The sequence below is a fragment of the Halorhodospira halophila genome, assembly GCF_016653405.1.
In the GTDB taxonomy this organism is placed as follows: Bacteria; Pseudomonadota; Gammaproteobacteria; order Nitrococcales; family Halorhodospiraceae; genus Halorhodospira; species Halorhodospira halophila_A.
Genome location: NZ_NHSN01000004.1, coordinates 37,977 through 63,499, shown reverse-complemented (window position 1 = coordinate 63,499; position 25,523 = coordinate 37,977). Strand labels below are relative to the sequence as shown.

General features: G+C 71.1%; 23 protein-coding genes, 1 tRNA gene and 1 other RNA gene. 16 read left to right on the top strand and 9 right to left on the bottom strand.

All coding sequences use genetic code 11. The features are described from left to right. The coding region (locus CCR79_RS01680) for an MFS transporter (RefSeq protein ID WP_201168038.1) at positions 1-1,183 on the bottom strand (1,183 nt) is incomplete at its 3' end. An 86-nt stretch (positions 1,184-1,269) separates the two neighbouring features. On the opposite strand from CCR79_RS01680, the gene CCR79_RS01675 reads away from it, so the two are divergent. Beyond that, the gene (locus tag CCR79_RS01675) at positions 1,270-2,025 is read left to right on the top strand and encodes a pseudouridine synthase (RefSeq protein ID WP_201168035.1); all 756 of its coding nucleotides are present in this window, start codon (positions 1,270-1,272) and stop codon (positions 2,023-2,025) included. Here the strand turns inward: CCR79_RS01675 and CCR79_RS13780 are convergent. Continuing rightward, positions 2,022-2,282, bottom strand: a complete 261-nt coding sequence (locus CCR79_RS13780; RefSeq protein WP_201168032.1) for a phosphopantetheine-binding protein — start codon at positions 2,280-2,282, stop codon at positions 2,022-2,024. The two genes, CCR79_RS01675 and CCR79_RS13780, sit on opposite strands and share 4 nt — an antisense overlap. Positions 2,283-2,410: 128 nt before the next feature. On the opposite strand from CCR79_RS13780, the gene CCR79_RS01665 reads away from it, so the two are divergent. From CCR79_RS01665 to CCR79_RS01645, 5 genes are all read left to right on the top strand, one after another. Continuing rightward, positions 2,411-5,059, top strand: a complete 2,649-nt coding sequence (locus tag CCR79_RS01665) for a GNAT family N-acetyltransferase (protein ID WP_201168029.1) — start codon at positions 2,411-2,413, stop codon at positions 5,057-5,059. Between the two features lie 67 nt (positions 5,060-5,126). Continuing rightward, entirely contained in the window at positions 5,127-6,089 is a 963-nt protein-coding gene (locus CCR79_RS01660) for an SLAC1 anion channel family protein (RefSeq protein WP_201168026.1), read from the top strand. Between the two features lie 111 nt (positions 6,090-6,200). Continuing rightward, positions 6,201-7,169, top strand: a complete 969-nt coding sequence (locus tag CCR79_RS01655; protein ID WP_201168024.1) for a hypothetical protein — start codon at positions 6,201-6,203, stop codon at positions 7,167-7,169. Then, entirely contained in the window at positions 7,159-8,262 is a 1,104-nt protein-coding gene (locus CCR79_RS01650) for an AAA family ATPase (RefSeq protein ID WP_201168022.1), read from the top strand. The genes CCR79_RS01655 and CCR79_RS01650 overlap by 11 nt, the downstream gene beginning before the upstream one ends. Next, complete coding sequence (locus CCR79_RS01645; RefSeq protein WP_201168020.1) at positions 8,252-9,607, top strand: DUF2201 family putative metallopeptidase; 1,356 nt, start codon at positions 8,252-8,254, stop codon at positions 9,605-9,607. The genes CCR79_RS01650 and CCR79_RS01645 overlap by 11 nt, the downstream gene beginning before the upstream one ends. Here the strand turns inward: CCR79_RS01645 and CCR79_RS01640 are convergent. Beyond that, complete coding sequence (locus CCR79_RS01640; protein ID WP_201168018.1) at positions 9,582-10,100, bottom strand: hypothetical protein; 519 nt, start codon at positions 10,098-10,100, stop codon at positions 9,582-9,584. The genes CCR79_RS01645 and CCR79_RS01640 overlap by 26 nt on opposite strands. A 165-nt stretch (positions 10,101-10,265) precedes the next feature. Here CCR79_RS01640 and CCR79_RS01635 point away from each other — a divergent pair, with 165 nt between their 5' ends. From CCR79_RS01635 to CCR79_RS01600, 8 genes are all read left to right on the top strand, one after another. Further along, positions 10,266-11,063: a DUF1295 domain-containing protein gene (locus CCR79_RS01635; protein ID WP_201168016.1), complete on the top strand. Its 798-nt coding sequence runs from the start codon at positions 10,266-10,268 to the stop codon at positions 11,061-11,063. Further along, positions 11,056-11,517, top strand: coding sequence for an ATP-dependent zinc protease family protein (locus CCR79_RS01630; protein WP_201168013.1), 462 nt, complete (start codon positions 11,056-11,058; stop codon positions 11,515-11,517). Before CCR79_RS01635 ends, CCR79_RS01630 begins: the two co-directional genes overlap by 8 nt. Before the next feature lie 17 nt (positions 11,518-11,534). After that, positions 11,535-12,443 (top strand): 30S ribosomal protein S6--L-glutamate ligase, encoded by a 909-nt coding sequence (gene rimK, locus CCR79_RS01625; RefSeq protein ID WP_201168010.1) that lies wholly within the window; start codon positions 11,535-11,537, stop codon positions 12,441-12,443. Further along, complete coding sequence (locus CCR79_RS01620) at positions 12,443-13,477, top strand: succinylglutamate desuccinylase/aspartoacylase family protein (protein ID WP_242510777.1); 1,035 nt, start codon at positions 12,443-12,445, stop codon at positions 13,475-13,477. Before rimK ends, CCR79_RS01620 begins: the two co-directional genes overlap by 1 nt. 33 nt (positions 13,478-13,510) lie before the next feature. Next, on the top strand, positions 13,511-14,776 hold the full coding sequence (gene moeA / locus CCR79_RS01615) for a molybdopterin molybdotransferase MoeA (RefSeq protein ID WP_201168007.1): 1,266 nt from the start codon (positions 13,511-13,513) through the stop codon (positions 14,774-14,776). A gap of 15 nt (positions 14,777-14,791) precedes the next feature. Next, positions 14,792-15,406, top strand: a complete 615-nt coding sequence (gene mobA, locus CCR79_RS01610) for a molybdenum cofactor guanylyltransferase MobA (protein ID WP_201168004.1) — start codon at positions 14,792-14,794, stop codon at positions 15,404-15,406. 72 nt (positions 15,407-15,478) lie between these two features. Then, entirely contained in the window at positions 15,479-16,411 is a 933-nt protein-coding gene (locus CCR79_RS01605; RefSeq protein WP_201168001.1) for an ATP-binding cassette domain-containing protein, read from the top strand. A gap of 2 nt (positions 16,412-16,413) precedes the next feature. Then, on the top strand, positions 16,414-17,247 hold the full coding sequence (locus CCR79_RS01600; RefSeq protein WP_201167998.1) for an ABC transporter permease: 834 nt from the start codon (positions 16,414-16,416) through the stop codon (positions 17,245-17,247). Between the two features lie 21 nt (positions 17,248-17,268). Here CCR79_RS01600 and CCR79_RS01595 read toward each other — a convergent pair whose 3' ends face one another. The 6 genes from CCR79_RS01595 to proV form a co-directional block, all read right to left on the bottom strand. Next, complete coding sequence (locus CCR79_RS01595) at positions 17,269-18,510, bottom strand: hypothetical protein (protein ID WP_201167995.1); 1,242 nt, start codon at positions 18,508-18,510, stop codon at positions 17,269-17,271. Between the two features lie 129 nt (positions 18,511-18,639). Further along, complete coding sequence (locus CCR79_RS01590; RefSeq protein ID WP_201167992.1) at positions 18,640-20,292, bottom strand: BCCT family transporter; 1,653 nt, start codon at positions 20,290-20,292, stop codon at positions 18,640-18,642. 207 nt (positions 20,293-20,499) lie between these two features. After that, a complete protein-coding gene (locus CCR79_RS01585) occupies positions 20,500-21,600 on the bottom strand; it encodes a hypothetical protein (RefSeq protein ID WP_201167989.1) in 1,101 nt (366 codons plus the stop codon). Between the two features lie 105 nt (positions 21,601-21,705). After that, complete coding sequence (locus CCR79_RS01580; protein WP_201167987.1) at positions 21,706-22,569, bottom strand: glycine betaine ABC transporter substrate-binding protein; 864 nt, start codon at positions 22,567-22,569, stop codon at positions 21,706-21,708. Positions 22,570-22,647: 78 nt separating this feature from the next. Then, the gene (locus tag CCR79_RS01575; protein ID WP_201167984.1) at positions 22,648-23,772 is read right to left on the bottom strand and encodes an ABC transporter permease; all 1,125 of its coding nucleotides are present in this window, start codon (positions 23,770-23,772) and stop codon (positions 22,648-22,650) included. Positions 23,773-23,781: 9 nt separating this feature from the next. Next, entirely contained in the window at positions 23,782-24,981 is a 1,200-nt protein-coding gene (gene proV / locus CCR79_RS01570) for a glycine betaine/L-proline ABC transporter ATP-binding protein ProV (protein ID WP_201167981.1), read from the bottom strand. A gap of 316 nt (positions 24,982-25,297) precedes the next feature. Between proV and CCR79_RS01565 the strand changes: the two genes are divergently transcribed. Then, positions 25,298-25,385: transfer RNA gene (locus CCR79_RS01565), tRNA-Ser, on the top strand. A gap of 14 nt (positions 25,386-25,399) precedes the next feature. Beyond that, positions 25,400-25,497, top strand: an RNA gene (ffs, locus tag CCR79_RS01560) — signal recognition particle sRNA small type. Positions 25,498-25,523 lie beyond the last annotated feature (26 nt).

Here is a 25,523-nt window from a genome sequence, read left to right as displayed (position 1 = left end):
CCGTGCCCGGGGCGGGGTTGGGCGGGGCGAGGGCCACGGTCAGCAGCGCCGCAGCGCCGGCCAGGGTGAAGCCGACGCGGCCAGCCAGCGACCAGACGGCGAAGTGCAGTCCGGTGCGCGGGGCGCCGGTGTGGGCGGCTTCGACGTCGGGGATATCGGCCTGGATGGCGGCGGAGAGCGCCCAGTCCAAGCCGCCGGTGAGCCCAAGCAGGGCAGCGAGGATGAGCAGCGGCAGGGTGTGGCCCGGTCCGAGCAGCGGGATCCAGATCAGCACCGCGGCGGCGAGGACCAGGGCGGCGCACCACATGGCGTGCTTGCTGTAACGCAGGGCCAGCGCCGCACCCAGAGGCAGGCCGATGAGTGCCGCCAGGAGGTAGGCCGCCAAGGCGGTCGGGGCGGCGCTGGCGTCGCCGACGATGCCGGCGGCGATGGGCAGCAGCAGGGCGGCGGCGAGGGTATTGGCGGCGACGTTGGCCGTGTGGGCGCCGAGCAGCCGGCGCCACGCCCGCAGCCCGCCCAGGCGTCGGGCGATTACGCCGAACCCGCCGGGCGGGGCCGCCGGCTGCCGGTCCGGCAGGGCGAGGATGGCCAGGGCCGCCAGGGCGGTGACGCCGACGAGCAGTAGGTAGAGGGCCGCGAGCGCGTCGAGGCGCGCCGCGCCCACCTCCACGGCGAGCAGCGGGGCGCCCAGCCCGACCCCGATGCCGAGCAGGGTGGCCAGCTGCGCCGCGGTGAACAGCCGAGTGCGGTCGTGGTAGCCGGCGGCCAGCTCGGCGCCCCAGGCCAGGTGGCTGACCCGCATGAGCACCCAGCCCAGGGTGGTCAGGGTGCCGCCGAGGAGCAGCGGCAGCAGACTGGTGCCGGGCTCGAGCAGCAGCAGCGGCGCCAGTCCTGCCAGGGTGAGTCCGGCACCGGCCCACCAGCCGCCCCGGCGCCGCGCCGCCAGGGGCACGGTGTCGCTCCAGGCGCCGGCGACCAGCACCGCGACAGCGTCGAGCAGGCGCAGCGCGATGAGCACCGCGATCACCGCCACGGCGGCCACCTCCGGTGCCTCCAGTCGTTGCGGAGCGATCTGCAGGAAGAACGGCGGCACGCTCGCTGCCAGCGGCAGGGCAGCCAGGGCGTAGACGAGCGTCGTCAGGGGCGAGGGGGTGGCGCTGCTGCGGGGTGTGGGATCGCTCATGGCGATACGCTACGATGCGTGCCGCCGGCGTGCCAGCGCCTGCGCCGGAACGTCGCGACAGGCCCGCAATCGAGGATCGCACCACCGTGGAAAACCCGACCCGGGACGATCGCAGCCTCGCCGTGCTCTACCGGGACGAGCGGCTGATCGCCGTCTACAAGCCCGCCGGGCTGCTGGTCCACCGCAGCAACATCGACCGCGACCGCGATGTGCTCCTGCAGCGCGTCCGCGATCAGCTCGGCGGTCACTGGGTCTACCCGGTTCACCGGCTCGATCGGGCCACCGCCGGGGTGCTGGTTCTCGGCCTCGATCCCGACGCCGCGTCCGTGCTCGCCGCCGCCTTCCGCGAGCAGCGCATCGGCAAGCGCTACCAGGCGGTGGTGCGCGGCTGGGTCGAGGCGCCCGGACGCATCGACCGCCCGCTGGGCGCCGGGCGCCGCGGCGAGGGGGGCGCACCGCAGCCGGCGGTCACCGACTACATCCCGCTGGCCTGGACGGAGCTGCCGATCCCGGTCTCGCGCTACGACACGGCGCGCTACACACGCCTGGAACTGCAGCCGCAGACCGGGCGGCAGCATCAGCTGCGCCGGCACATGAAGGCGTTCAGCCACCCGATCATCGGCGACACCACCCACGGCGACGGCGCCAACAACCGGCTCTTCCGCGAGCACTTCGGCGCCCGGCGGCTGATGCTCGTCGCCACCGAACTCACCGTCCCCCATCCCGGGGATGGCCGTACGGTGCGTCTGACCACCGAACCCGACGCCGAGCTGCAGGCGATCATCCGGCAGGCCGGGTTGGCGGCGGACCCGGACCCGGCCCAGGCCGGCGAGCGCGACTAGTCGGTCCCGAGCCGCTCGTGCAGGTAGCGCCGGCAACCCGCCGGGGTGGACAAGCGGTAGCTGTGCGCACCGGGGATCGGCACCCCGGCCGTGCGCTCCAGTGCTGCCTGGAAGCGCAGTAAGTCCACCGAGTCGATCCCCAGCTGGGCGTGCAGGCTGCGCTCGGCGTCCAGCCGACGCACGTCCGCCTCCGGCGCGATCTCCGCCAACGCCTCCTGCAGGGCCCGCTCGATGCGCGCCTCGGTCTCCTCCGCCACTGCCGATTCCTCCGCCGTCCGATACGGGTGCTGCACCCGGCGATGGCCTGCCGGCTGGCTTCCCTGTTGCCGGGACCGATAGACTGGCCCCGTGGTGCACTGCAGCGCCCGCAAAGATCCCGAGCCCGATGACCGTACGCAATCTCGAAAGCCTCTTCCAGCCCCGCTCCATCGCCCTGATCGGCGAGGCCAGCGACACCGATCGCCGCATCCTGCGCAACCTGCTCAGCGAGCCCTACCAGGGGCCGGTGATGCCGGTCATGGCGGGGATCGACTCCATGGGCGGTGTCCCGGTCTTCCCCGCGCTTGAACGCCTGCCGGCGGTGCCGGATCTGGCCGTCATCACCCGCCCGCTGGAGGTGGTGCCGGGGCTGATCACCGCCCTGGGCGAGCTGGGCACCCGTGCCGTGATCGTCACGCGCGCGGTCCCCCGGGACTACACCCAGGAGCAGCGCGAGGAACTCGAGCGCACCATTCTCGAGGCGGCGCGCCCCCATCTGGTCCGGGTGGCCGGGCCGGGGAGCAGCTGCATCAGCGTCCCCCACCGGGGCCTGCACGCCTCGTCGCTGCCCATCACACTGGCCAGCGGCAAGGCGGCGCTGGTCACCAAATCCTCGGCCATGGCCGGGGCCGCCCTGCGCTGGTGCCGCGAGAACGACTCGGGGCTGTCGCACATCATCCACATCGGCGCCGCCACCGACGTGGACCTGGGCGACAGCTTCGACTACCTGGCCACCGACCACCGCGCCCGCGCGGTGATCGTCTATATCGAGCGGGTGCGCCGGGCGCGCAAGTTCATGTCGGCCCTGCGGCGGCTGGCCCGCATGAAGCCGGTGATCATCCTCAAGCCGCCGCAGGTGGGCGAGGCGGAGATCGACGACTTCGTCTACGACGCGGCCTTCCGCCGTGCCGGCGTGGTGCGGGTGGACGATCTGGAGGAGCTGTTCAGCGCTGTCGAGATCCTCGACAGCAGCCGGGTGCCGGGCCGCGACGGGCCGCTGGCGATCCTCGGCAACAGCCGCAGCATGGGGCTGCTGGCCAGCAACGCCCTGCGCCGCTACGACAGCAGTCCGCAGCAGCTCTCCGCGGAGAGCAATGAGGCCCTGCAGGAGCTGGCCCGGCGCAACGCCAGCAGCCACAATCCCCTGGACATGGGCGTCGACGCCGACGCCGACGCCTACGATCGGGCCCTGGAGATCCTCGGCAAGGACCGGCGCATCAGCGGTATCCTGGCACTCAAGGCGCCGGGCGCCAGCGACGACGGCGAGGGCGTGGCCGAGGTGGTGGTCCGCCACGCCAAGCGGCTGCGCAAGCCGGTACTCGCCGCCTGGGACCCCTCCGCCGGAGAGGCCGGGTTGCGGCGGCTCGCGGCGGCGGTGCCGGCCTTCGCCTACCCCGAGGAGGCGGTGCGCGCCTACAGCCGGTTGCTTCAGTACCGGCGCAGCCAGACCCTGCTGATGCAGACGCCGCCCTCGTTGCCCGAGGATTTCACCCCGGACTACGAGCAGGCGCGGCTGATCCTGTCGGCGGCGCTGACCGCCGGGCGCGATCAGCTCAACGAGTACCAGACGGCGCGGCTGCTCAGCGCCTACTGCATCCCCTGCGTGGAAACCCGCCGCGCCAACGACCCGGAGGACGCCGCCGCGGTGGCCGCCGAGCTGGATCAGCCGGTGGCGCTGAAACTGATGTCGCCGGAAGTGCAGCTCAAGTCCCAGGCCGGCGGCGTCGTCCTGGATCTGGGCGGCCCCGAGGCGGTGCGCGCCGAGGCCGAGGCGATGCTGGCGCGCCTGCACGAGCTTCGCGGCGACGACGTAGCCGTGGACGGCTTTGCCGTGCAGCCGATGACCCGCCGCGACGGGGCCTTCGAGCTGACCCTCGGCGTGCGCCCCGGCGGGCCCTTCGGGCCGGTGCTCTACTTCGGCCACGGCGGTACCGAGACCGAGGCCATCGCCGACTGGGCCTGCGGGCTGCCGCCGCTGAATATGCACCTGGCCCGGGAGATCATGCAGCGCACCCGGATCTACGGGCTGCTGGTGGACAGCGGGCTGCGCAAGCCGGATCTGGATGCGGTGGCGCTGAGCCTGGTCAAGCTCTCGCAGCTGGTCATCGATTTCGGCGCCGTGCAGTCGCTGGACATCAACCCGCTCTGGGCCACCGGCCGCGGGGTGCTGGCCCTGGACGCCGGGGTGGGCATCCAGCCCCAGCGCGGGGATCCGGCCGACTCGCTGTCCATCCGCCCCTACCCCCAGGAGCTCAGCGAGCGCATCGAACTGCCCGACGGCCAGTGCCTGAACCTGCGCCCGGTGCTGCCCGAGGACGCCCCGCAGCTCAACGCCATGGTCGAGCGAACGCCGCCGGAGCAGGTGCGCATGCGCTTCTTCCAGGCGCTGAAGAGCCTGCCCCAGGAGATGGCCGCGCGGCTGACGCAGATCGATTTCGACCGCGAGATGGCGCTGGTCATCACCCGCGACGGCATCGCTGGCCGGGCGCCGCTGCTGGGGATGGTCCACATCAGCGCCGATCCCGACCTGGAGCAGGCGGAGTACGACATCATGCTCGACCCCTCGGTGGCCGGCATGGGGCTGGGCCCGATGCTCATGCACCGGATCGTCGACTACGCCCGGCGCCGTGGCATCCGCGAGATCTACGGCGAGGTGCTGCGCGAGAACGAGCCGATGCTCAAGATCAATCAGGCCATGGGCTTTCGCATCGAGCCGAGCAGCGACGACCCGGGGCTGATGCACGTGACCCTGCGCCTGGACGGCGACGGCGCGTGACAAGCATATGCCCGATCCGTAATGTATGCCGGCATGCGGTGACCACCCCGAGCTGAAGGAGCCTCGCATGAGTCAGGAAGAGAACGCCCGGGTCAGCCTGGCCCACCTGCCGCTGCCGCTGTTTGCCGCCACCATGGGCCTGGCCGGCCTGGCCATGGTCTGGAACGAGAGCCATAGCCTCTGGGGCTGGCCCGCCTGGGTAGCCGAGGCCGTGGTGGTGCTGGCGGTGATCAGCTTCGTCGCCATGGCCGCAGGCTATGCCCTCAAGGCGGCGCTACACCCATCGGCGGCGTGGGGCGAGGTCACCCACCCGGTGCGCCTCAACTTCCTGCCGGCGGTTTCCATCTCGCTGATCCTGCTGGGCATCGTGACCGAGTCGGAACCGCTGTCCACCGCCCTGTGGGGCAGCGGGGCGTTGCTGCACCTGATCCTGATGCTGGCCATCGTCACCAGTTGGATGCAGCGTCAGCTGGAGCTCGGCACCCTGAATCCGGTCTGGTTCATCCCGGCGGTGGGCAACGTCCTGGTGCCCATCCCGGCGGCGCAGGCCGGCTACATGGAGGTGGCCTGGTTCTTCTTCAGCATCGGGCTGTTCTTCTGGCTGATCCTGATGACCCTGGTGTACTACCGGCTGATCTTCGCGCCCAACCTGCCGGCGTTCCTGCTGCCCACACTCTTCGTGCTCCTGGCCCCGCCGGCGGCCGGCTACCTGGCCTGGGTGTCGCTGCTTGACGGCGGCGATCCCGGGGTGGTCGGTCGGCTGCTCTACTACAAGGCGTTGTTCACCTTCCTGCTGCTGCTCATCCAGGTGCCACGGCTCGTCCGCCTGCCGTACTACCCCTCCTGGTGGGCGTACACCTTCCCCCTGGCCGCCTTCTGCCTGGCCAGCCAGCACTTCGTGCAGGCTTACCAGACCGGCGGTGGCCGCGGCGTGATGCTGCTGGTGGTGCTGACCACGCTGGTCATCGCCGTGGTCTTCGTCGCCACCGTGATCAAGCTGCTCAGCGGCAAGCTGCTGCGCCCGGAATAGGGCGGGCCGAGCCAGGGCCCGGGTGGGATACCCCGGCGGCGAGTGGCTTCATTGCGCCGCCGGCCGGGCGTACCCTGAGCTGCGGAGCAGCCCGCGCAGGGGACGACCGCCTTGGTCAAGCCGCTTTCCCACCATGAGATCCTCACCCGGGTGGCGCCGTTCAGCGAGGCCGGGTGGGCCGTGGATCTGGCCGCCAGCGACCGGGCCCACCGCGAGATCGCCTTTGAGCCGCGCAGCCACGAGGGGCTGGACGCCGCCGAGGGGCCGGTCACCGAGCAGCTGGTGCTCGCCGAGCGGGAGCCCGGGCTCTATCGGCTGAGCGCCACCTACACCGCCGCCGATGGCACCTGGGCCGGTCTCGCCCTTGATGGTGGGTGTCCCGCCGACCTGCTCGCGGGCCTGCAGGCCACGGAGCTGCGCCCCCGGCTGTTCATCCGCATCGCCGGTGTCTGTATCGGCCGCAGCTACTGGGCGAAAGCCTCCGAGGCCGACCCCGGTGACCCGCGGTGGCGGGCTGTGGGCGCCGAGGCGCGGCTGGCCGGGCGGCGCGTGGTGCTCGACGCGACCCCGGGTGCCGGCCTGCCGGCGCAAATCGAGATCACGCCCCACCCCGAGGGCGAGCCTGCGCTGCCCGAAGACCTGATCGCCGTCCTCGGCTGGGGCTGGCGGCCGCTGGTCTGGCGGCAGAAGGCGTGGCGCAGCACCCGGGCGCTGCCCCGGGAGGAGCCGCGCCGGCGGGCGGCCGTCGAGGCCCGGATCGAGCAGCTCGTCGCCCACCTGGCGGCGGTCTTCGCCGAGCCGCCGAGCGCCTTCCACCGGCGCTTCCGTCGCCGGCGCTGGGCGGTGGTGGGCCGCCGGCTGCTGCCGATGACCGTCTTCTTCCTGATCCTCGCCGCGGTGCCGCTGTTCGGCGTGGTGCTGCCCGAGGGCGAGATGCCGCCGTGGCTCCACGGTGTCCCGCCGCTGCTGGCCATCGGCGCGCTGCTCTTCTCCGGGACCGAGGTCCCGCTGGTGGACCGACCGCCGTTGCCGCGGCCGCTGACGGCGAGCACCTGGCACGGAGGGAGCGATGGCGGCTGATCCGATGAACATCCCGGCGGTCTCGGTGGCCGCCGCCCGGCAGGCGCTGATCGAGCAGTACGCCGACCCGATCCTACGCCGGCGGGCCACCATGCTGTGGGGCACCCGCGGCGTGGGCAAGTCCTCGGTGGTGGCGCAGGTGGCCGAGCACTTCGGGGTGCCTCTGGTCGACCTGCGCCTGACCACCATCGAGCCGGTGGACATCCGCGGGGCGATCTACGCCGATGAGCAGCAGCAGCGCACGGTGTGGTTCCCGCCGGAGTTCCTCCCCGGTGCCGACCAGCCGGAGGGAATCCTCTTCCTCGACGAGCTCACCGCCGCCGATCAGCGTCTGCAGATCTCTGCCTACTCGCTGATCCTCGATCGCAAGGTGGGGGCGTACCGGCTGCCCGACGGCTGGCAGGTGGTGGCGGCGGGCAATGCCCGCTTCCAGGGGGCGGTGAGCCACGACATGGGCACGGCGCTGGCCGATCGCATGTTCCACTTCAACGTGCAGACGGCCCTGGAGGCGTTCCTCGACTACGCCGCCGAGCGCGAGCTGGCCCCGGAGGTGATGGCCTTCCTGCGGGTGCGCGCCGACCGGCTCGACGACACCGCCACGCAGCTGGCCAACGACCACCTGGTCGGCGCCAGCCCGCGGGGCTGGGAGGATGTCTCTTCGGTGCTCCGGGCCGATCTGGGCGATGCCGTGCGGCGGCTGTTCGTGCAGGGGCGCATCGGGGCCGCCAACGCCGCTGAATTCTTCGGGGTGCTCGATGAGCTGCAGGCGGCTGCCGACGTCACCCGGCTGCTGGCCGCGCAGCCCGGGCCGGAGACCGCGGCGCTGCTGCCCGAGAGCCTGGATGGCCTCTACGGCATGGTCTACGGCCTGGTGGCGGCGGTCACCGACGAGCCGACCCTTACCCGCGCCCTGGAGATCATCGAGCAGTTCCCGGAGATGCGCGGGCGTACGCCGCTGCCGGCGCGCGAGGCGCAGACCCTGGCCATGGAGCTGCTCTTCCAGCGCGGCCTGGTCTGGGGCCTGGAGGGGGCGATCCTGCGCAGCGAGGCGTACCAGCGCTACATGGCCGAGCGCCAGGCCGATGGCGACTGAGCCCTACACCCACCGCGGCACGGCGGCGATTCGCGTGATGGTCGAGCAGGCCCCCGGTACCGGCGGGCTGGCCCTCTGGGCCCACCACCAGGATGTGGAGGCGGGCGACCTCGAGGCGCCGGTGGTCAACGACGGCCGCACCCTCTACTACGCACCGGCCTTTGCCGGACTGCCGCGGGCGCAGCAGGTGGGGTGGGTGGCCCACGAGGTGCTCCATGTGGCCCTTCGCCATGCGCAGCGCCGGGAGGCCCTGGCGGGGGTCCTCGGCGATGTCGATCCGGCGCTGTTCAACCACTGCGCAGACGCCCTGGTGAACACCACCCTTGGCCACCTGGACTGGCTGGAACTGCCCGCCGGGGCGGTGACCCTGGAGCGGGTGCTCCGCGAGGTCCTGCCGGATGACGCCGCCACCCCCGAGCGCGCGCTGCTCGAGTGGGACGTGGAGCGCCTCTACCGCGCCGTGGACGATCGGCGCGGGGGCAGCAGCGAGGACCGGGGCCGGGCCGGGCAGCAGGGCGGGGCGGCGAGCTCGGGCCGGCGCGATGGCGCCACCGGGCGCAGCGATGGGCCGCGGGCAGCGCGGCTGCGCCAGCTGGCCGCCGGCGCCGAGGCCGATCTGTTGCCCGCCGAGGGCGAAGCGCCGGAGGTGGCCGCGGAGCGGGCCCGCGCCTGGTCCGAGCGGCTGCTGCGGGCGCACGCCGATGACGGCGCCTTCTCCATGCTGCGCGGGCTGCTGGCCGATCGGCCGACGCCGCGCACGCCCTGGGAGCACATCCTGCGCACCCGCCTGGCCCGGGGGCTGGCGCGGTTGCCGGAGCGCTCCTGGTCGCGCCCGGCGCGCTCCTGGCTGGCCAACCGCGGCCGCACCGCCGGTGGCCGGCGCATGCCCTGGGAGCCGGGGGTAGTCACGGCGCGGCGGGTGCCGCGGCTGGCGCTGGTGGTGGACGCCTCCGGGTCCATCGACGACGCCCTGCTGGAGCGCTTCGCCAGCGAGCTGACGGCCATCACCCGGCGCAGCGAGGCGCAGCTGGTGGTGATCGTCGGCGACGACCGGGTGCGCCGGGTGGTGCACCTGGCCCCGGGCGACTCGCCACGGGCCGAGCTGACCTTCCACGGCGGGGGTGGGACGGACTTCACCCCGCTGCTCGAGGAGGCCGACCGCCACGCCCCGGATCAGGCGGTGGTGCTCACCGACCTGCAGGGGCCGGTGCGGTTCCGCCCGCCGTGGCCGCTGCTGTGGGTGGTGCCGCCGGCCTGGGCCGATGCCGAGCCGCCGTGGGGCGAGCGGCTGGTGCTGGCCGATGTGCCCGCGGGCAGCCCTAGCGCGGCAGCAGCCGCTCCATGAAATCGGCGTTGCGGAACCACATCAGGGTGGGGGCCTCCGCGTCCGGCACCTCCTCCTGGGTGAGGATCAGGTGCTCGTCGCGGTCCCAGACGAGCCAGGTGAAGGCGTCCTCGATCCGCCGGTCCGGCTCGCCGAGAGCTTCGCGCAGGCGCTCGTGGTTGGCGTCGTGCTCGGCCGGGTCGAGGACGACGTTCACTGCGGCCAGGGCGTTGTCGCTGTCGAAGAACAGCGCCAGGTAGTCGGCGGCGTAATCGTCGGCGCGACTGACCGGGGCGAAGCAGACCCGCTCGCCGGTCTCCAGGCCGGTCTCGTCATCGGTGCACTCGAATTCCACCTTCTCCAGCCGGTCCTCCAGCTCCTCGCGCGGCGTCTCGGTGGTGAGTTCGGTCAGGCGCAGATCCGCCTCCTGGGCCGGGCGCAGATGCTCGCGGGCGAAGGCCAGTACGACCATGATGATGACGAACATCACCAGGGCGGAGATCAGCATGCGCATGGGTCGATGATCCTCCTCGCGGGTGTGGCGACGGCCGACAGCGGAGGCGCGGCCGAGAGAGCGCGCCAGCGCTGGCGGCTCAGGGTACCTGCCCGGTCATTGGCGGCGCCAGCTTTTGAGGTTACGTTACGCGGGTGTCTCGCCGTGACCCCGGGGAGGGGGCCGATGCTCGTCAGTGCCGTGACCGGTCTGGGCGCCGTGCTGCTGCTGATGACCGCCGTGTGGGCGTACAGCCTGCGAACCGGCGACGCCAGTCTGGTGGACCGTTTCTGGGGTGCCGGTTTCGTGCTCCTGGCGCTGCTCTACCAGGCGCTGGCCGGGTTCCCGGCCCACGGCTGGTGGATCGTCGCCCTGGTGGCGCTGTGGGGCGGGCGGCTCAGCCTTTATCTGACCTGGCGCAGCTGGGGAGCGGGCGAGGACGCCCGTTACGCCGCGCTGCGCCGATCCGGCGGGCCCGGCTGGGCCCGGCGCAGCCTGGTGACGGTGTTCGGCCTCCAGGCAGTGGTGCTGTGGCTGGCGGCGGCGCCGCTGCTCCACGCCATCGCCCGGGGCGATGCCGAGGCGTGGACGGCACCGCTGGGGCTGGTCGCCGCGGCGGTCTTCCTCGTCGGCTGGCTCTACGAGACGGTGGCCGACGCCCAGCTGGCCCGCTTCCGGGCCGATCCGCGCAACGCCCGCGCCGTCTGCGACCGCGGCCTGTGGCGCTACAGCCGCCACCCCAACTACTTCGGCGAGATCCTGGTGGCCTGGGGGCTGTGGGGGCTGGCCGCCGCCGCCGGCGGCTGGTGGACGGTCTTCGCCCCGCTGCTGATGACCGGGCTGCTGCTGCGGGTCTCCGGGGTGCCGCTGCTCGAGGCGCACCTGCGCGATACCCGGCGCGACTACGCCGACTACGCCGCCGCGCGCAATGCCATCGTCCCTGGCCCGCCGCGGCCGGCCGACCGGGGGTCCGGCCATGACTGAACGGCAGCGGATCGGCTGGCGCGAGTGGGTGGCGCTGCCGGAGCTGGATATCCACCGGCTCAAGGCCAAGGTGGACACTGGGGCGCGGACCTCGGCGCTGCACACCTTCGCCATCGAGCCCTTTGAGCGCGACGGGCGGACCTGGGTGCGCTTCGGTATCCACCCCCGTCAGCGCTCCTCCGAGCCGGAGCTCTGGTGCCAGGCCCCGGTGGCGGATCGCCGGGTGGTGGCCGACTCCGGCGGCCACCGGGAGTCGCGCTGGGTGATCGCGACCCTGCTCGAACTCGGTGGAATCCGTTGGCGGGCGGAACTCACCCTGACCGATCGGGACACCATGCGCTTTCGCATGCTGCTCGGTCGAACGGCCATGGCCGGCCGTTTCGTGGTCGACCCCGAAGCCTCCTACCTGACTGGGCGGGCCGCGCTCCGCCCCCGTGTCACCGCGACCCGATGAGGAGACGCTGAAACCGTATGAAGATCGCCGTGCTCTCGCGCAACTCGCGGCTCTACTCCACGCGCCGACTGGTGGAGGCGGCGCAGAGCCGCGGGCATCAGATCCGCGTGATCGATCCCCTGCGCTGCTACATGAACATCGCCACCAGCAACCCGGAGATCCACTACAAGGGGCAGAAGCTCGAGCCCTACGATGCGGTGATCCCGCGCATCGGGGCCTCGGTCACCTTCTACGGCACGGCGGTCCTGCGGCAGTTCGAGATGCTCGGCACTTATCCGCTCAACGAGTCCCAGGGCATCAGCCGCTCGCGGGACAAGCTGCGCTCCATGCAGCTGCTCTCCCGCGAGGGGGTGGGGATGCCGGCGACCGGGTTCGCCCACTCCCCGGACGATACCGACGACCTGATGCAGCTCGTCGGCGGCTCGCCGGTGGTGATCAAGCTCCTCGAGGGGACCCAGGGCATCGGTGTGGTGCTGGCCGAGACGCGCAAGGCCGCCTCCAGCGTCATCCAGGCCCTGCGCGGGCTCAAGGCGCACTTCCTGGTCCAGGAGTTCATCGAGGAGGCCGGCGGCGCCGATATCCGCTGCCTGGTGGTTGGCGGCAAGGTGGTGGCCGCCATGAAGCGCCAGGGCAAAGAGGGCGAGTTCCGCTCCAACCTCCACCGCGGCGGCAGTGCCAGCCTGGTGCGCATCTCGCCCAAGGAGCGGGCCACGGCGGTGAAGGCCGCCAAGGTGCTGGGCCTGAACGTCTGCGGTGTGGATATACTGCGGGCCAACAGCGGTCCGGTGATCATGGAGGTCAACTCCTCGCCGGGTCTGGAGGGCATCGAGACCGCCACGGGCAAGGATGTCGCCGGAATGATCATCGAGTTTATCGAGCGCAACCGCAAGCCGGGCAAGACCGGGACCAAGGGCCGGAGGGGCTGATGGCCCGGCGGCGCTCCCCGTTCGTCATCAGCGAGCAGGCCGTGCCTCCGGGGGAGCGGCGCACGGTGCAGCTGGACGTGGCGCAGCTCTACACCCACACCCCGGTGGGCATGCCGGTGCATGTGGTCCACGGCCGCCGCGATGGCCCCACACTGTGTCTGAGTGCGGCCATCCACGGCGATGAGATCAACGGCATCGAGATCATCCGCCGGGTGCTGGCCCTGCCGCAGCTGCGCCGGATGCGCGGTACGCTGCTGGCGGTGCCCATCGTCAACGTCTTCGGCGTGCTGGCGCAGACCCGCTACCTGCCCGACCGGCGCGATCTCAACCGCTCCTTCCCCGGCAGCGCCGGCGGCTCGCTGGCCGCGCGGCTGGCCCATCTGTTCATGAGCCAGGTCCTCGAGCGGGCCTCCCACGCCATCGATCTGCACACCGGTACCGCGCACCGCACCAACCTGCCGCAGATCCGGGCCAACCTCGATGACCCGGGTACCCTCGATCTGGCCCGGGCCTTCTCGGCGCCGGTGATCATCAACTCGGACCTGCGCGACGGCTCGCTGCGCCACGCCGCCGACGAGCGCGGCATCCCGGTGCTCCTGTATGAGGCCGGTGAGGCGCTGCGCTTCGACGAGGACTGCATCCGCCTGGGCGTGCGCGGGATCACCGGGGCGATGCGCGAGCTGGGCATGCTTCCCCGAGTCAAGCGCAAGTATCCGCCGCGCCGTCCGGTGCAGGTGGAGAACACCCGCTGGGTGCGGGCCGAGAGCAGCGGTATCCTGCGCACCACGGTGCAGTTGGGCCAGCGGGTGCGCCGCGGCGAGCAGCTGGGGCTGATCTCCGACCCTTTCGGCGATGGCGAGACGCAGGCGCTGGCGGCCTTCGACGGCATCGTCATCGGCCGCACCAACCTGCCGCTGGTCCACGAAGGCGACGCGCTGTTCCACGTCGCGCGGGTGCGCCACCCGGATCGTGCCTCCGAGGTGGTCGAGGAGCTGGCCGAGCTGGACGCCGAGGAGGAGGATGAACCGTCGTGAGGCGTGCAGGCATCAGGAGGGAGACCGGATTCGATGAGTGAAGCGAAGGGGACGGCGGCCGGGGGGCACCACGCTGGCGGCTTGCCCCTGTCCGAGGCGCGGCGGCGCATCCTCGACGAGGTCGCCCCGCTGATCGGGCAGGAGCGGGTCGCCCTGGGTAATGCCCTGGGGCGCGTGCTGGCGGAGAACATCCACGCCCCGCTGGATGTGCCCGGGGCCGACAATGCCGCCATGGACGGCTATGCGGTGCGCAGCGTCGATGTGCCCGGCGAGGGGGCGGTGCCCCTGCGCGAGGTGGGCTGCGTGCTGGCCGGGCAGGCGCGCCAGCAGCCGCTGGCCGCCGGTGAGTGCGTGCGCATCATGACCGGCGCGCCGGTGCCACCCGGCGCCGACGCCGTGGTCATGCAGGAGCAGGTCGAGCGCATGGAGGGGGCGGAGGTTGTCGTGCCCGGACCGGTCGCCGCCGGCACCAACATCCGCCGTGCCGGCGAGGACCTGGCCGCCGGCAGCGTGGCGCTCGGCGCCGGACGGCGCCTGCGACCGCAGGAGGTGGGGGTGCTCGGCTCCCTGGGCTGTGTCGAGGTGGCGGTCCACCGGCGTCCGGTGGTTGCCTTCCTCTCCACCGGCGATGAGCTCTGCGCCCCGGGCCAGACCCCGGGGCCGGGGCAGATCCACGACAGCAACCGCCACCTGATCGGCGCCGCGCTGCGCCGGCTCGGTGTCGAGGCCCTGGACGCCGGCGTCATCGGCGACGACGTGGGGGCGCTCAAGGCGGCCCTGAGCGAACTCGGCTGCTACGCCGATGCGGTGATCACCACCGGCGGGGTCTCGGTGGGCGAGGCGGATACGGTCAAGGATGCCGTCGACTGCGCCGGCGACGTGGCCTTCTGGCGGGTGGCCGTGCGGCCGGGGCGGCCCCTGGCCTTCGGCCGCGTCGGCCAGTCGGTCTTCTTCGGCCTGCCGGGCAATCCGGTCTCGGCGGCGGGCACGTTCTACCAGCTGGTCCAGCCGGCCCTGCGCCGGCTGATGGGCGAGGCCGGCACCTTGCAGCCGGTCCAGCTGCCGGTGATCGCCGCCGAGCGCCTGCGCAAGCGCCCCGGGCGCACCGAATTCCAGCGCGGCATCCTCGAGCCCGGCGCCGACGGTGCCGTGCAGGTGCGCTCCACCGGGGCCCAGGGTTCGGGGATGCTGACCTCGCTGGTCCACGCCGATTGCCTGATCGTCCTCGAGGCGGAGCGGGGCGACGTGGCGGCGGGGGAGACCGTGCAGGTACAGCCCCTTGAGGGGCTGCAGCGCTAGCCGGCCTTGTTGGCGATGGCGCCGCCCGCTGCCGATGCCCGGATCACCGGCGTCGTCCTGGCCGGGGGCAGCGGCCGGCGCATGGGCGGCCGCGACAAGGGGCTGGTGCGGCTGGCCGGCCGGCCGCTGGCCGCTCATGTGCTGACCCGACTGGCCCCGCAGGTGGCGGCCATGCGCATCAACGCCAACCGCCACGCGGCGCGCTACCGGGCCCTGGGGGTACCGGTGGACGGCGACCGCCCCCCGGGCGGGCTGGGGCCGCTGGCGGGTATGGCCAGCGCCCTGGCCTGCGCGCGGACGGAGCGCGTGCTGGTGGTCCCCTGCGATGCACCGTTGTTGCCCCATGATCTGGCGGCGCGGCTCACCGATGCCCTGGAGGCCGCCGACGCCGAGCTGGCGGTGGCCCGGCTGGAGGGTCGGTTGCAGCCAGTCTTCGCGCTGCTCAAGCGCCGCCTGTGCGCCGATCTCGACGCCGCCCTGGCCGCCGGCGAGCGCCGCGTCCACGGCTGGCTGGCGCGCCACCGGGTGGCCGCGGCGGACTTCGACGATCAGGCGGCGGCACTGGTCAACATCAACACCCCGGAGGCGCTGGCGCGGGTGGCGCGGCGCCTGGACGCGGCGGCGGAGTGACCGGGCCGGCGGGCTGCGGCGCGGCGCCGCAGCGTGTACCATCGTCGGCTTCCAGCGATGCGGGATGGCTCTATGGTGAACGAATCCGACGCCTCCGGGCCGGCGCTCCGGGCCGAGGGGCTGCTCAAGCGCTACGGCGGGACGACGGTGGTCGATGGCATCGATCTGCATGTCCCCCGCGGCGAGTGCTTCGGGCTGCTCGGACCTAACGGCGCCGGCAAGACCACCACGCTGCGCATGATCCTCGGCGTCACGCCGCCGGATGGCGGCACGCTGGAGGTCCTCGGCGAGCCGGTGCCGGCTCGGGCCCGGGCGATGCGCGCGCGCATGGGGGTGGTGCCGCAGATCGACAACCTCGATCCGGACTTCACCGTCCGCGAGAACCTCTTCACCTACGCCAGCTACCACGGCCTCGGCCGCGAGGCCGCGCGGCCCCGGGTGGACGAGCTGCTCGCCTTCGCCGCCCTGGAGGGCAAGGCCGATTCGCCCATCGCCTCACTCAGCGGCGGCATGAAGCGCCGCCTGACCCTGGCCCGGGCGCTGGTCAACGACCCGGATCTGGTGGTCCTCGATGAGCCCTCCACCGGACTCGACCCCCAGGCGCGGCAGAACATCTGGCAGAAGCTGCGGGCGCTGCAGAAGCAGGGACGGACCCTGGTGATCACCACCCACTACATGGAGGAGGCCGAGCGCCTCTGTGACCGGCTGGCGATCATGGACCACGGCCGGATCATCGACTGCGACAGCCCGGCGGCGCTGGCGCGCAGCCACCTGGAGCGCTACGTGGTGGAGCTGCGCGGCGACGAGGCGCGGGCCTGGCTCGGTCGGGCGGGGCTTTCCGGTGCGGCGCGGGTGCGTGAGGTGGGCGAGACGGTGCTGCTCTACGCCGACGACCCGGCACCGGTGGCCGGCGCCCTGCACGAGCAGGGGCTGACCTACCTGCAGCGCCCGACCAACCTCGAGGACGTCTTCCTGCATCTGACCGGCCACGAGCTGAGGGAGTGACCATGAGCGAACGCGTGGAGATCGCCTCGGCGGAGGCGGATCCGCCCTCCGAGCGCGACCGCTGGCTGCCGCGCCCGAGCCTGCGCTTCATCCCGGTCTGGCGCCGCAATTTCCGCGTCTGGCGCCGGCTGATCTGGCCGTCGCTGCTGGGCCACTTCGGCGAGCCGGTGCTCTACCTGCTGGCCTTCGGCTACGGGCTCGGGGCGCTGATCGGCGATCTCGACTCCGGGATGCCGTACATCGTCTTCATCGCCTCGGGCATCGTCTGCTCCAGCGCCATGTTCACCTCCAGCTTCGAGGCGCTGTACTCCGCCTACACGCGCATGGAGACCCAGCAGACCTGGGCGGCGATGCTCGGTGCGCCGCTGTCGGTGGACGACATCGTCCTCGGCGAGGCGGTGTGGGCGGCGAGCAAGTCGCTGCTCAGCGCCGGGGCCATCGGCATCGTCGCCGTGGCCCTGGGCATCCTCAGTCTGCCCGGCATGCTGTTGGCGCTGCCGGTGGTTTTCCTCGCCGCCCTGGCCTTCGCCAGCATGGCGCTGATCATCACCGCGCTGTCGCCGAGCTACGACTTCTTCCTCTACTACTTCACGCTGGTCCTGACGCCGATGCTGCTCCTCTCCGGGGTCTTTTTCCCCATCGAGCAGCTGCCGGCGCTGATCGCCGGGCTGGCCTACCTGCTGCCGCTGGCGCACATGGTCGAATTAGTCCGGCCGCTGGCGGTGGGCGAGGGCCTGGCCCCGGGGGCGCTGCTCCACCTGGTGGTGCCGCTGGGCTACATCGCGGCCGCCTTCACGGTGGCCTCGTACCTCTTCCGCCGCCGCCTGATCCGCTGAGCCGGCCGGGCCGCCGCCGGCTCAGGCCGGCGGCGGCTCGCCGCCGGGCGGTGGCCCCACCAGCCGCTGCGCCTCGGCCAGGGCCTGGCGGACCCGCCGCAGGTCCCCGCCGGCGATGGCCTCCTCGGCCTCGGCCAGGCTGCGGGCCACGGCGGCCAGGTCGCACTGGTCGCCGGCCCGACGGGGCGGGCGCACCGCGCCGCCCGCCGGGCGGCGTGGGCGGAGCTGGGGGATCCGCCGGCCCAGGCGCTGCAGGAGGATGCGGGCGCGGGCCTCGTCGGGGTGGTCGCCGGCGAGCTCGGCGACACTGCGGCTGAGCGCCTCCAAGCGCTGCCCGGCGGCGCGGGCCGGATCCTCCTGACCCTCGATTTCGGTGAGCAGCTGCTCCAGCTGCAGGCGGGTGCGGGTGGCGTCGCCGCCGTGGTTGCGCGGCTGCTGCATCAGGGCGGCCTGGGTGGCCTGGCGGAAGCGTTCGCTGAGTGCCGGCGGCCGTGGCTCGTCCAGTTCCCGCCAGCGGGCCATCAGCGCCCGGCGGCGGGTGTGGTAGCCGGGCCACCAGCCGCCCTCGGCGAGGCCGGTCATGGCGTTGGCCAGCGAGGCGGCGGCGCCCGTGGCCGGTGCCGGATCGTCGTGGTCGGCGGCGGGGGCCGCGTCGGTCTCTGTGGTGGCGGTGTGCCCCTCGGTGGTGGGCGGTGCCGGCGGGTTCAGGCGCCGCTCCGCGGCCTCGGCCACCTCCGGCGCCAGGCTGCGGGCCCGCTCGGCCAGCGCGCGTAGGCTCTTCGGGTCGTCCAGCTGCTCGACAGCGTGCAGCCGGGTGTCGGGGTCGTCGTCGTGGAGGGCCACCTCGGCGATCACCTGCGCCTGCTCCAGCTGGGCGAGGGCGGCGCGGCGCACCGCCGGGGTGCGGCCCTGCTGGGCGATGTGTGCGGCCACCGTGGGGTCGTCGCAGTGGCGCAGCTCGGCGGTTACCGCTTCCGGGGCGGCGTCGCCTACCAGCCGCTGGCGGTAGCGGACCGTGGCGGCCGTGCGCACGCTGGCGTCGGGGTCGTCGCGGCGCAGCCGGCGCAGGGTGGCCAGGTCGCTGCAGCGCTTGGCGGCGGCCTCGCGCACCGGCGGGGCCGGGTCGTCGATCAGGGCGGCCAGGGCCTCGGCGGTCTCCGGCTGGTTGGGATCGAGGTCCATAGCGGCGCGACGACGGGTGGCCGGGTCCGGGTGACGCCAGCGCGGGCCGAAGAGTCCGGAGAGCGTTCGCCAGTGGGCCATGAAGCGGTTGCCGGGGCGTGGGTGAGACTCTGATTCTAGCACCCGGGGCGGGTGCGGTCGGAGCGACGAAAAACCCCCGATACCCGACCGGGTACCGGGGGCGGTTGCGGGCGCCCAGGGGCGCCGGTTCTAGACCTGCTGGCTGAGCTTGATCAGGCGGCGCTCGTGGCGCAGCCCGATGAGCAGGCTCAGGCAGATGAGCAGCAGGATCACGGTGAACGGCAGTCCGGCCGAAACGGCCCCTGCCTGCAGGGCGCTGAGCGCGGCGTCACCGCCGACGAACAGCAGCACACCGGCGATCAGGCCCTCGAGCACCACCCAGTAGACGCGCTGGGCGTCCGGGGCGTCGGTCTTGCCGCCGGCGGTGATGCTGTCGATGACCAGCGAACCGGAGTCCGACGAGGTCACGAAGAAGACCAGCACCAGGAAGACCGCCACCGAGGCGGTGAGCAGGGTCCAGGGCAGCTGCTCGAGCATGTGGAACAGGGCCATGGACTCGTCGGCGCCGATGCCGTCGGCCAGCGCGCCGATGCCCTCGATGGCCTGCTGCAGGCCCACACCGCCGAAGGCACTCATCCAGAAGACGGTCACCACCGTGGGCACGATCAGCACCGCGGTCATGAACTCGCGCACGGTGCGCCCGCGGGAGACCCGGGCGATAAACATGCCGACGAACGGCGACCAGCTGATCCACCACGCCCAGTAGAACGCCGTCCAGCCGTGGAGGAAGGTCTCGTCCTCGCGGCCGACCGGGTTGGAGAGGGCGAAGAAGTCGCCGGCGTAGGCGGCGGTGGTGTGCCAGAGCTGGGTGACGAAGGCGATGGCGCCACCGGCGATGATCACGAAGAGCATCAGCAGCCCGGCCAGGCTGATGTTCAGGTTGCTGAGCAGCTTGATGCCGCCGTCGATGCCGCGCAGCACCGAGATCAGCGCCGCCACCGTAACGCCGATGATGATGGCGACCTGGGTGGCCAGGGTATCGGGGACGGCCTCGAAGACGTAGCTCAGGCCGCTGGCCGCCTGCTGGGCGCCGAAGCCCAGGGAGGTGGCCAGGCCGAAGATGGTGGCCAGCACCGCCACGGTGTCGATGATGTGGCCCAGCGGACCCCACACCCGCTCACCCAGCAGGGGGTAGAAGACCGAGCGCACGGTCAGCGGCAGCCCCTTGTTGTAGGTGAAGAACGCCAGGGCCAGCGCCATGACGCCGTAGATGGCCCACGGGTGCAGGCCCCAGTGGTACATGGTGGCACCCATGGCCGCCTTCGCCGCCTCATCGGTACCGCCCTCGATGTTGAACGGCGAGCCGAACCACTCGGTGTAGTAGCCCACCGGCTCGGCCACCGCCCAGAACATCAGGCCGATGCCCATGCCGGCGGCGAAGAGCATGGCGAACCAGGACAATCGCGAGAAGTCCGGCTTGGCGTCCTGTCCGCCGATGCGGATGCTGCCCAGCGGCAGGATGATCAGCAGCAGGCAGAAGAGGACGAAGATGTTGCCGGCGGTGAGGAAGAACCAGTCGAAGTTGCTGGTGGCCCAGCCGCGGACGCCCTCCAGGGCCTCCTGGGCGGGGGCGGTGAAGATCAGGGTGCCGATGAGGAAGACGAAGATGAGCGCGGAGCTGACGATGAAGACCGGGTTGTGCAGATCCAGAGCCAGCCCGATGGGCTTGATCTCCGGGGTGATGTTCTGCTCGCCGATCTCGTGCTCGGTGTCGTACGCCTGTTCGAGCTCCTCGATCTCCTTCTTCACCTCTTTGGGGTTGGTGTTCTCGGGATCGGTCACGGGTGAAGCTCCCTGTGGCTGACGAGGACCCGCACGCAGGGCTGTCGCAGTGCGGGGTACGGCAAAAGCCTCGCAAAGGCTCCCCGGAGAGTCAATTCGGACTGCGGGGGATCTTTGGGCAGCCAAAGCAGTAGCCCACAAACAGCAAGGGCGCGACCGAGGCCGCGCCCTTGCAGGTGGCTACATGCTTCTCAGACCCGGATGGGCTTAGAAGTAGTAGTCCATGGTGATGTCGATGACGAAATTGGTATCGTCCTCGTAGACACCGGTGCCCGTGGGGTTATCTTCCTCCGTGACGTTGGTCACCAAAGCCTCCAGGTAGATCCAGCCCGGGCCGTAGTTGTACCGCGTGCCGAGTACCGCATCCATCGTGTTGTCGGCATCCGCGCTATCATCCAGACGCAGGGAACTGTCGTCATCCGGCAGTTGCATGGACAGGTCGGTGTAGTGATACCAGTCGCCCTGTGGAACGCCGGCGCTCAGTGCTAGCACCTGACCTTCATCCGGGGTTGGAGTACCTTCGACTTCGTCTTCCAGATCGTAGTGGACGATCTTGCCCGAGACATCGATCCCGCCGTAGGTGCCCTCGAAGTAGGGAGAGAGGGCGTAGAAGGACTCGCTCTCACTAGCATCACCAGTGCTGATCAGCTCACCGGCCTGAGCGGAGAAGCCCCAGCGGGTCTCCAGCGCGGTGAAGCCGACATCGCCAATCAGCGTGTTGCCGCGGAAGTAATCGTTGTCACCTTCCCAGAAACCGAATGTGCCGTCGTCCTGCTGGGTTGGATCGTCGCCCATGTTCTGGTTCTTGACGAACATGAGGCTGCCGTCCAACTCCGTGCCCGGATCCCAGTCGAAACGGATACCAGTGCCGTCGGAGTCATCGAAGCCGGAGGCCTGACGGGCGCCGGGCCAGAAGTTGTAGCGGGACCAGGCGAACGGGATGGAGGTCTTCCCGACCGTCATGGTCCAGTCGTCGCCGTAGTGGCGACCGATCGCGAGCTCCTTGATGCCCCAGGCCAAGGAGTCGTCGCCATCGTCGGCGACTGTTTGCCCGCTAAAGTTTTGGAAGCTGCCACTGCCGAAGCGGACCTCGGCGTCGAAGAACCAGTCATCGTGTTCGTGGTTGGCGTAGATGTTGAACGACTCGAAGTCGATGTTGCCGGCGGTCTCGTCCTCCTCGTCATTGTAGCTGTAGTTCATCCACGCCCCGAACCCGAGGACGTCATCCAACGCCAGCGCCGAGGACATCGGCGTGGCCAGGGCCACGGCCGCACCGGAGAGGACCAGGCTCTTGGTCTTGTTGTTCATGGGTGCTCCCTCTTTTTGGCTCTCTATTGAATCGTGGTGCCCGAATAATTTCGCCGAAACGGCGGGGGCCCGGCAAGGGCCGGGCCCCGCGTCAGGCCGAGCGGATCAGTTGCGGGCGCAGCGGATCCACTCGTCGACCAGATCGGCCTCCTCGTCGAGGAACTGCTCGACGGCCGCCTCGGTGCCTTCCTCGCGGCCGAGGAACATGTACTCGTTGAGCAGATCGATGTCGATGTTGATGCAGCTGGCGAACTCCGCCACCTCGGGGTGGTCCTCGGGGAAGCCCTCACGGGACATGGCGTGGATCGATTCGGCCCCACCCAGGGTGCCCTCCGGGTCCTCCAGGTAGGTGAGGTTCCAGGCGCCGAACTTCCAGTGCGGGCTCCAGCCGGTGACCACGATGGCGTTACCGCGACGGGCCGCCCGGTTCAACGCCGCGGTCATCGCGGAGTCGGAGGCCTCAATCAGATCGTAGTCCAGGTCGTAGTCCTCGATGACATCGTGGGAGAGGCGGGTCAGGCCGGCACCCGGATCGATGCCCTGGATCTGGCCATTAAGCCGGTCGTGCCACTCGGGATCCTTGAGGTCCTCGATGGAGGTCAGGCCCTCGTCGTAGAGGTCCTGCGGCACGATCCAGCCCAGGGCGGCGTCGCCGTACAGGACGCCGAGGTCGACGATGTCGTCGCCGAACTGCTCGATGTAGTCCTCGTGGGTGATCGGCTGCCAGGACATGAGCATCAGGTCGATGTCGCCCTGGGCGAGGCCGGTGTACTGCGGCGCGATGTCGGTCTGCACCAGCTCAACATCGGTGTTGAACTCGCTGGTGATGACATCCTCGGCCATCCGCGTGATGAACTCGGCGTCGGCCCAGGCCGTCCAGCCGATGCGGATCTCGTCGGCGTTGGCCGCGGAGGCCATGCCGGCGGTGATGGCGGCGGTGGCCGCCGCGGTGGTCAGCTTGCGTCGCATGGTACCACTCCTCTGCTGCTTTCCCTCAGTCCGCCCCGCACCGGCCCCGGAGGGCCAGCCACGGGGCCGGGTTCGTGTTCAGCCCTGGGCGGCCGGGCCCTGCTGGCGGTTGCCGAAGAACCAGCGCAGCAGCGCCCCGTAATCGCGCCCCTGGCCGTGCCGGCGCTCGCCGAAGCTTTGCGAGATGCGATCCAGCAGGATGGCCAGGAAGACCACGGCGAGGCCGCCCTCGAAGCCGAGCCCCACCTGCAGGCGCTGGATGCCGGTGAGCACCGTGCCGCCCAGGCCGCCGGCGCCGATCATGGAGGCGATGACCACCATGGACAAGGCCAGCATGATCGTCTGGTTGATGCCCTGCATGATCGACGGCGCGGCCAGTGGCAGCTGGATCTTGACCAGCAGTTGCCGCGGTGTGCAGCCGAAGGCCTGGCCGGCCTCCACGTGTTCCTGGCTGACCTGGCGGATGCCGAGGTTGGTCAGGCGCACCGCCGGCGGCATGGCGAAGATCAGCGTGGCGATGGCCCCCGGCACCGTGCCCAGACCGAAGAAGATCGCCGCCGGGATCAGGTAGACGAAGGGCGGCATAGTCTGCATCAGGTCCAGGATGGGGCGGACCACCATCTCCACCCGGTCGCTGCGTGACATGGCCACACCGATGGGCAGGCCGATGATCAGCGCGGCGATGGAGGAGGCCACCACCAGCGACAGGGTGCGGATGGTCTCGGGCCAGAGTTCCATGCTGAAGATCAGCCCCAGGGCGATGACGGCAAAGATGCCGAAGCGCCAGCCCACGCGCCAGAAGCTGACCAGGATCACCAGCAGCGCCAGCACCCAGGGTGGCGGGTACCAGAGCAGCGCCTGGATGGCCTCGGAGAACAGCCCCATGCCGAACAGCGCCACGGCCACGCCGAGGGCGATCAGGCCGGCCTTGCGGCCCCACGTCCGCCAGGCGCCGACCACCAGGAAGAAGGCGGCGACCCACAGCGGGTAGAGCAGGAGGAACTCGGTGGCGTCGACCAGGGCGCGGATGGCCCCCTCGATGCCGTCGAGCAGGGGCTCGAGGTTGTCGCTGATCCAGTCGACGCCGTTTTCGATCCAGTCGCCAATGGTGATCCGGTCCAGCACGTTGTCGCTGAACCACTCGGCGGCCTGATCGATCGGGCCGATGGTTTCGTGTTCCTCGATATCCGGTTGATCTTGCATGTCTGTCCCTTACGCCTGTTGGGTGCGATCCAGGGTGAGCAGCAGCTGGCTGCGCGAGAGGGTGCCGACGTAGTGCCCGTCGTCATCCACCACCACCAGCGGGTACTCGCTCTCGGCCGACGGCCCGAGCACGTCGGAGATCGCCGTGTCGGCCGCGATGGTCTGCACGCCACTGAGAAAGGCGTCGCCGTATTCGGTGCTGCCGCCGCTGCGGATGGCGTCGGTGAGGCTGTCGACGGAGACCAGCCCCTGGAAGCGGCGGTTGCGGTCGATGACCACGCCGATGTCGCTAGCGTAGTGCTTGAGCCGCTCGAGCGCGGCGCGCACGTCCACGCCGGGGCGCTGGATCACGGTGACCCGGCGGCGCTCGGCGATGTCGCCGGCGTTGTAGACCTGGCTGACGTCCACGCCGTAGAAGAAGGAGCGCACGTACTCGTTGGCCGGGTTGGAGACGATCTCCTCTGGCGTGCCGATCTGGACCACCTGACCGCCCTCCATGATGGCGATGCGGTCGCCGATGCGCATGGCCTCGTCCAGATCGTGGGAGATGAAGATGACCGTGCGGCTCTGCTCCTGCTGCAGACGGATCAGCTCATCCTGCATCTCGGTTCGGATCAGCGGATCGAGGGCCGAGAAGGCCTCGTCCATGAGCAGGATGGAGGGGTCGGTGGCCAGGGCGCGGGCAAGGCCGACGCGCTGCTTCATGCCGCCGGAGAGTTCGTCGGGGTAGCTGTCGGCGTTGGCCGCCAGGCCGACGGCCTCGAGGGCCTGCAAGGCCTTCTCGCGTCGCTCCGCGGTGCCGTGCCCGGAGACGTCCAGGCCGAAGGCGGCATTCTCGGCGACGGTCTTGTGCGGGAGCAGGGCGAAGGACTGGAACACCATGGACATGTCGCGTCGGCGCATGTTGATGAGCTCCTGCTGGCTCATCGCCATGATGTCGTGGCCATCGACATAGATGTGGCCGTAGGTCGGGTCGATCAGGCGGTTGAACATCCGCACCATGGTCGACTTGCCGGAGCCCGACAGCCCCATGATGACGAAGACTTCACCCTCGTGGATGGTGAAGCTCGCTTCGCGCACGCCGACGGTGTTGCCGGTGCGCTGGAAAATGTCGTCCTTGTTGTAGCCCTGTTTGAGCAGCTCCATGGCCCGCTCGGGTTTCGGGCCGAAAATCTTGTAGAGGTCTTCTACGACGAGTTTTTCAGTCATGCTGATCCGTCGGTTTGAATGGAGCGTGGTGCAATCAATGCTAGGGGTGCGCGTGCCGCGGCCACTGGGGGATCAGTAGCTTGAACAAGGCCCGGGCCGGGCGACGGCTGGTGTGAAGCGAGCGCGTGTGCGCTGCCTTTTTGCTTGGTCATGCTTTTCAACTAGAACATGCCCAATGCACCCGTTGCAAGATCAGCATGTTAAAAAGCCCTCTTTCGGGTCCGGGAGCGGGGGGCGGCCGCGGCGCGGCGTTTGCGTCCACCCGCCGTATGCCTTATGCTTTCGCGTTCCAATCGTCACGGCGATTGGCGACTCAGGAGAGGTGTCCGAGCGGTCGAAGGAGCGCGCCTGGAAAGCGCGTGTACCGAAAGGTACCGAGGGTTCGAATCCCTCCCTCTCCGCCAGGCGATGGTGGCTGCACCGGTCCCCCCGCGACGAGTCGCTGTGAACCCCGTCAGGCCCGGAAGGGAGCAGCGGCAGCAGCGATCCTCGGGCGCCGGGGTGTGGCTGGTGTGGCTGCCTCCACCCAACCGGAGCCGCCG

Bases quoted from the DNA above. Each gene is read 5' to 3' on its own strand.
- CCR79_RS01665 (WP_201168029.1), top strand. From the start codon at position 2,411: ATGACCGTACGCAATCTCGAAAGCCTCTTCCAGCCCCGCTCCATCGCC.
- CCR79_RS01660 (WP_201168026.1), top strand. From the start codon at position 5,127: ATGAGTCAGGAAGAGAACGCCCGGGTCAGCCTGGCCCACCTGCCGCTG.
- CCR79_RS01650 (WP_201168022.1), top strand. From the start codon at position 7,159: ATGGCGGCTGATCCGATGAACATCCCGGCGGTCTCGGTGGCCGCCGCC.
- CCR79_RS01645 (WP_201168020.1), top strand. From the start codon at position 8,252: ATGGCGACTGAGCCCTACACCCACCGCGGCACGGCGGCGATTCGCGTG.
- CCR79_RS01640 (WP_201168018.1), bottom strand. From the start codon at position 10,100: ATGCGCATGCTGATCTCCGCCCTGGTGATGTTCGTCATCATCATGGTC.
- CCR79_RS01635 (WP_201168016.1), top strand. From the start codon at position 10,266: ATGCTCGTCAGTGCCGTGACCGGTCTGGGCGCCGTGCTGCTGCTGATG.
- CCR79_RS01630 (WP_201168013.1), top strand. From the start codon at position 11,056: ATGACTGAACGGCAGCGGATCGGCTGGCGCGAGTGGGTGGCGCTGCCG.
- rimK (WP_201168010.1), top strand. From the start codon at position 11,535: ATGAAGATCGCCGTGCTCTCGCGCAACTCGCGGCTCTACTCCACGCGC.
- CCR79_RS01620 (WP_242510777.1), top strand. From the start codon at position 12,443: ATGGCCCGGCGGCGCTCCCCGTTCGTCATCAGCGAGCAGGCCGTGCCT.
- moeA (WP_201168007.1), top strand. From the start codon at position 13,511: ATGAGTGAAGCGAAGGGGACGGCGGCCGGGGGGCACCACGCTGGCGGC.
- mobA (WP_201168004.1), top strand. From the start codon at position 14,792: ATGGCGCCGCCCGCTGCCGATGCCCGGATCACCGGCGTCGTCCTGGCC.
- CCR79_RS01605 (WP_201168001.1), top strand. From the start codon at position 15,479: ATGGTGAACGAATCCGACGCCTCCGGGCCGGCGCTCCGGGCCGAGGGG.
- CCR79_RS01600 (WP_201167998.1), top strand. From the start codon at position 16,414: ATGAGCGAACGCGTGGAGATCGCCTCGGCGGAGGCGGATCCGCCCTCC.
- CCR79_RS01595 (WP_201167995.1), bottom strand. From the start codon at position 18,510: ATGGCCCACTGGCGAACGCTCTCCGGACTCTTCGGCCCGCGCTGGCGT.
- CCR79_RS01585 (WP_201167989.1), bottom strand. From the start codon at position 21,600: ATGAACAACAAGACCAAGAGCCTGGTCCTCTCCGGTGCGGCCGTGGCC.
- CCR79_RS01580 (WP_201167987.1), bottom strand. From the start codon at position 22,569: ATGCGACGCAAGCTGACCACCGCGGCGGCCACCGCCGCCATCACCGCC.
- CCR79_RS01575 (WP_201167984.1), bottom strand. From the start codon at position 23,772: ATGCAAGATCAACCGGATATCGAGGAACACGAAACCATCGGCCCGATC.
- proV (WP_201167981.1), bottom strand. From the start codon at position 24,981: ATGACTGAAAAACTCGTCGTAGAAGACCTCTACAAGATTTTCGGCCCG.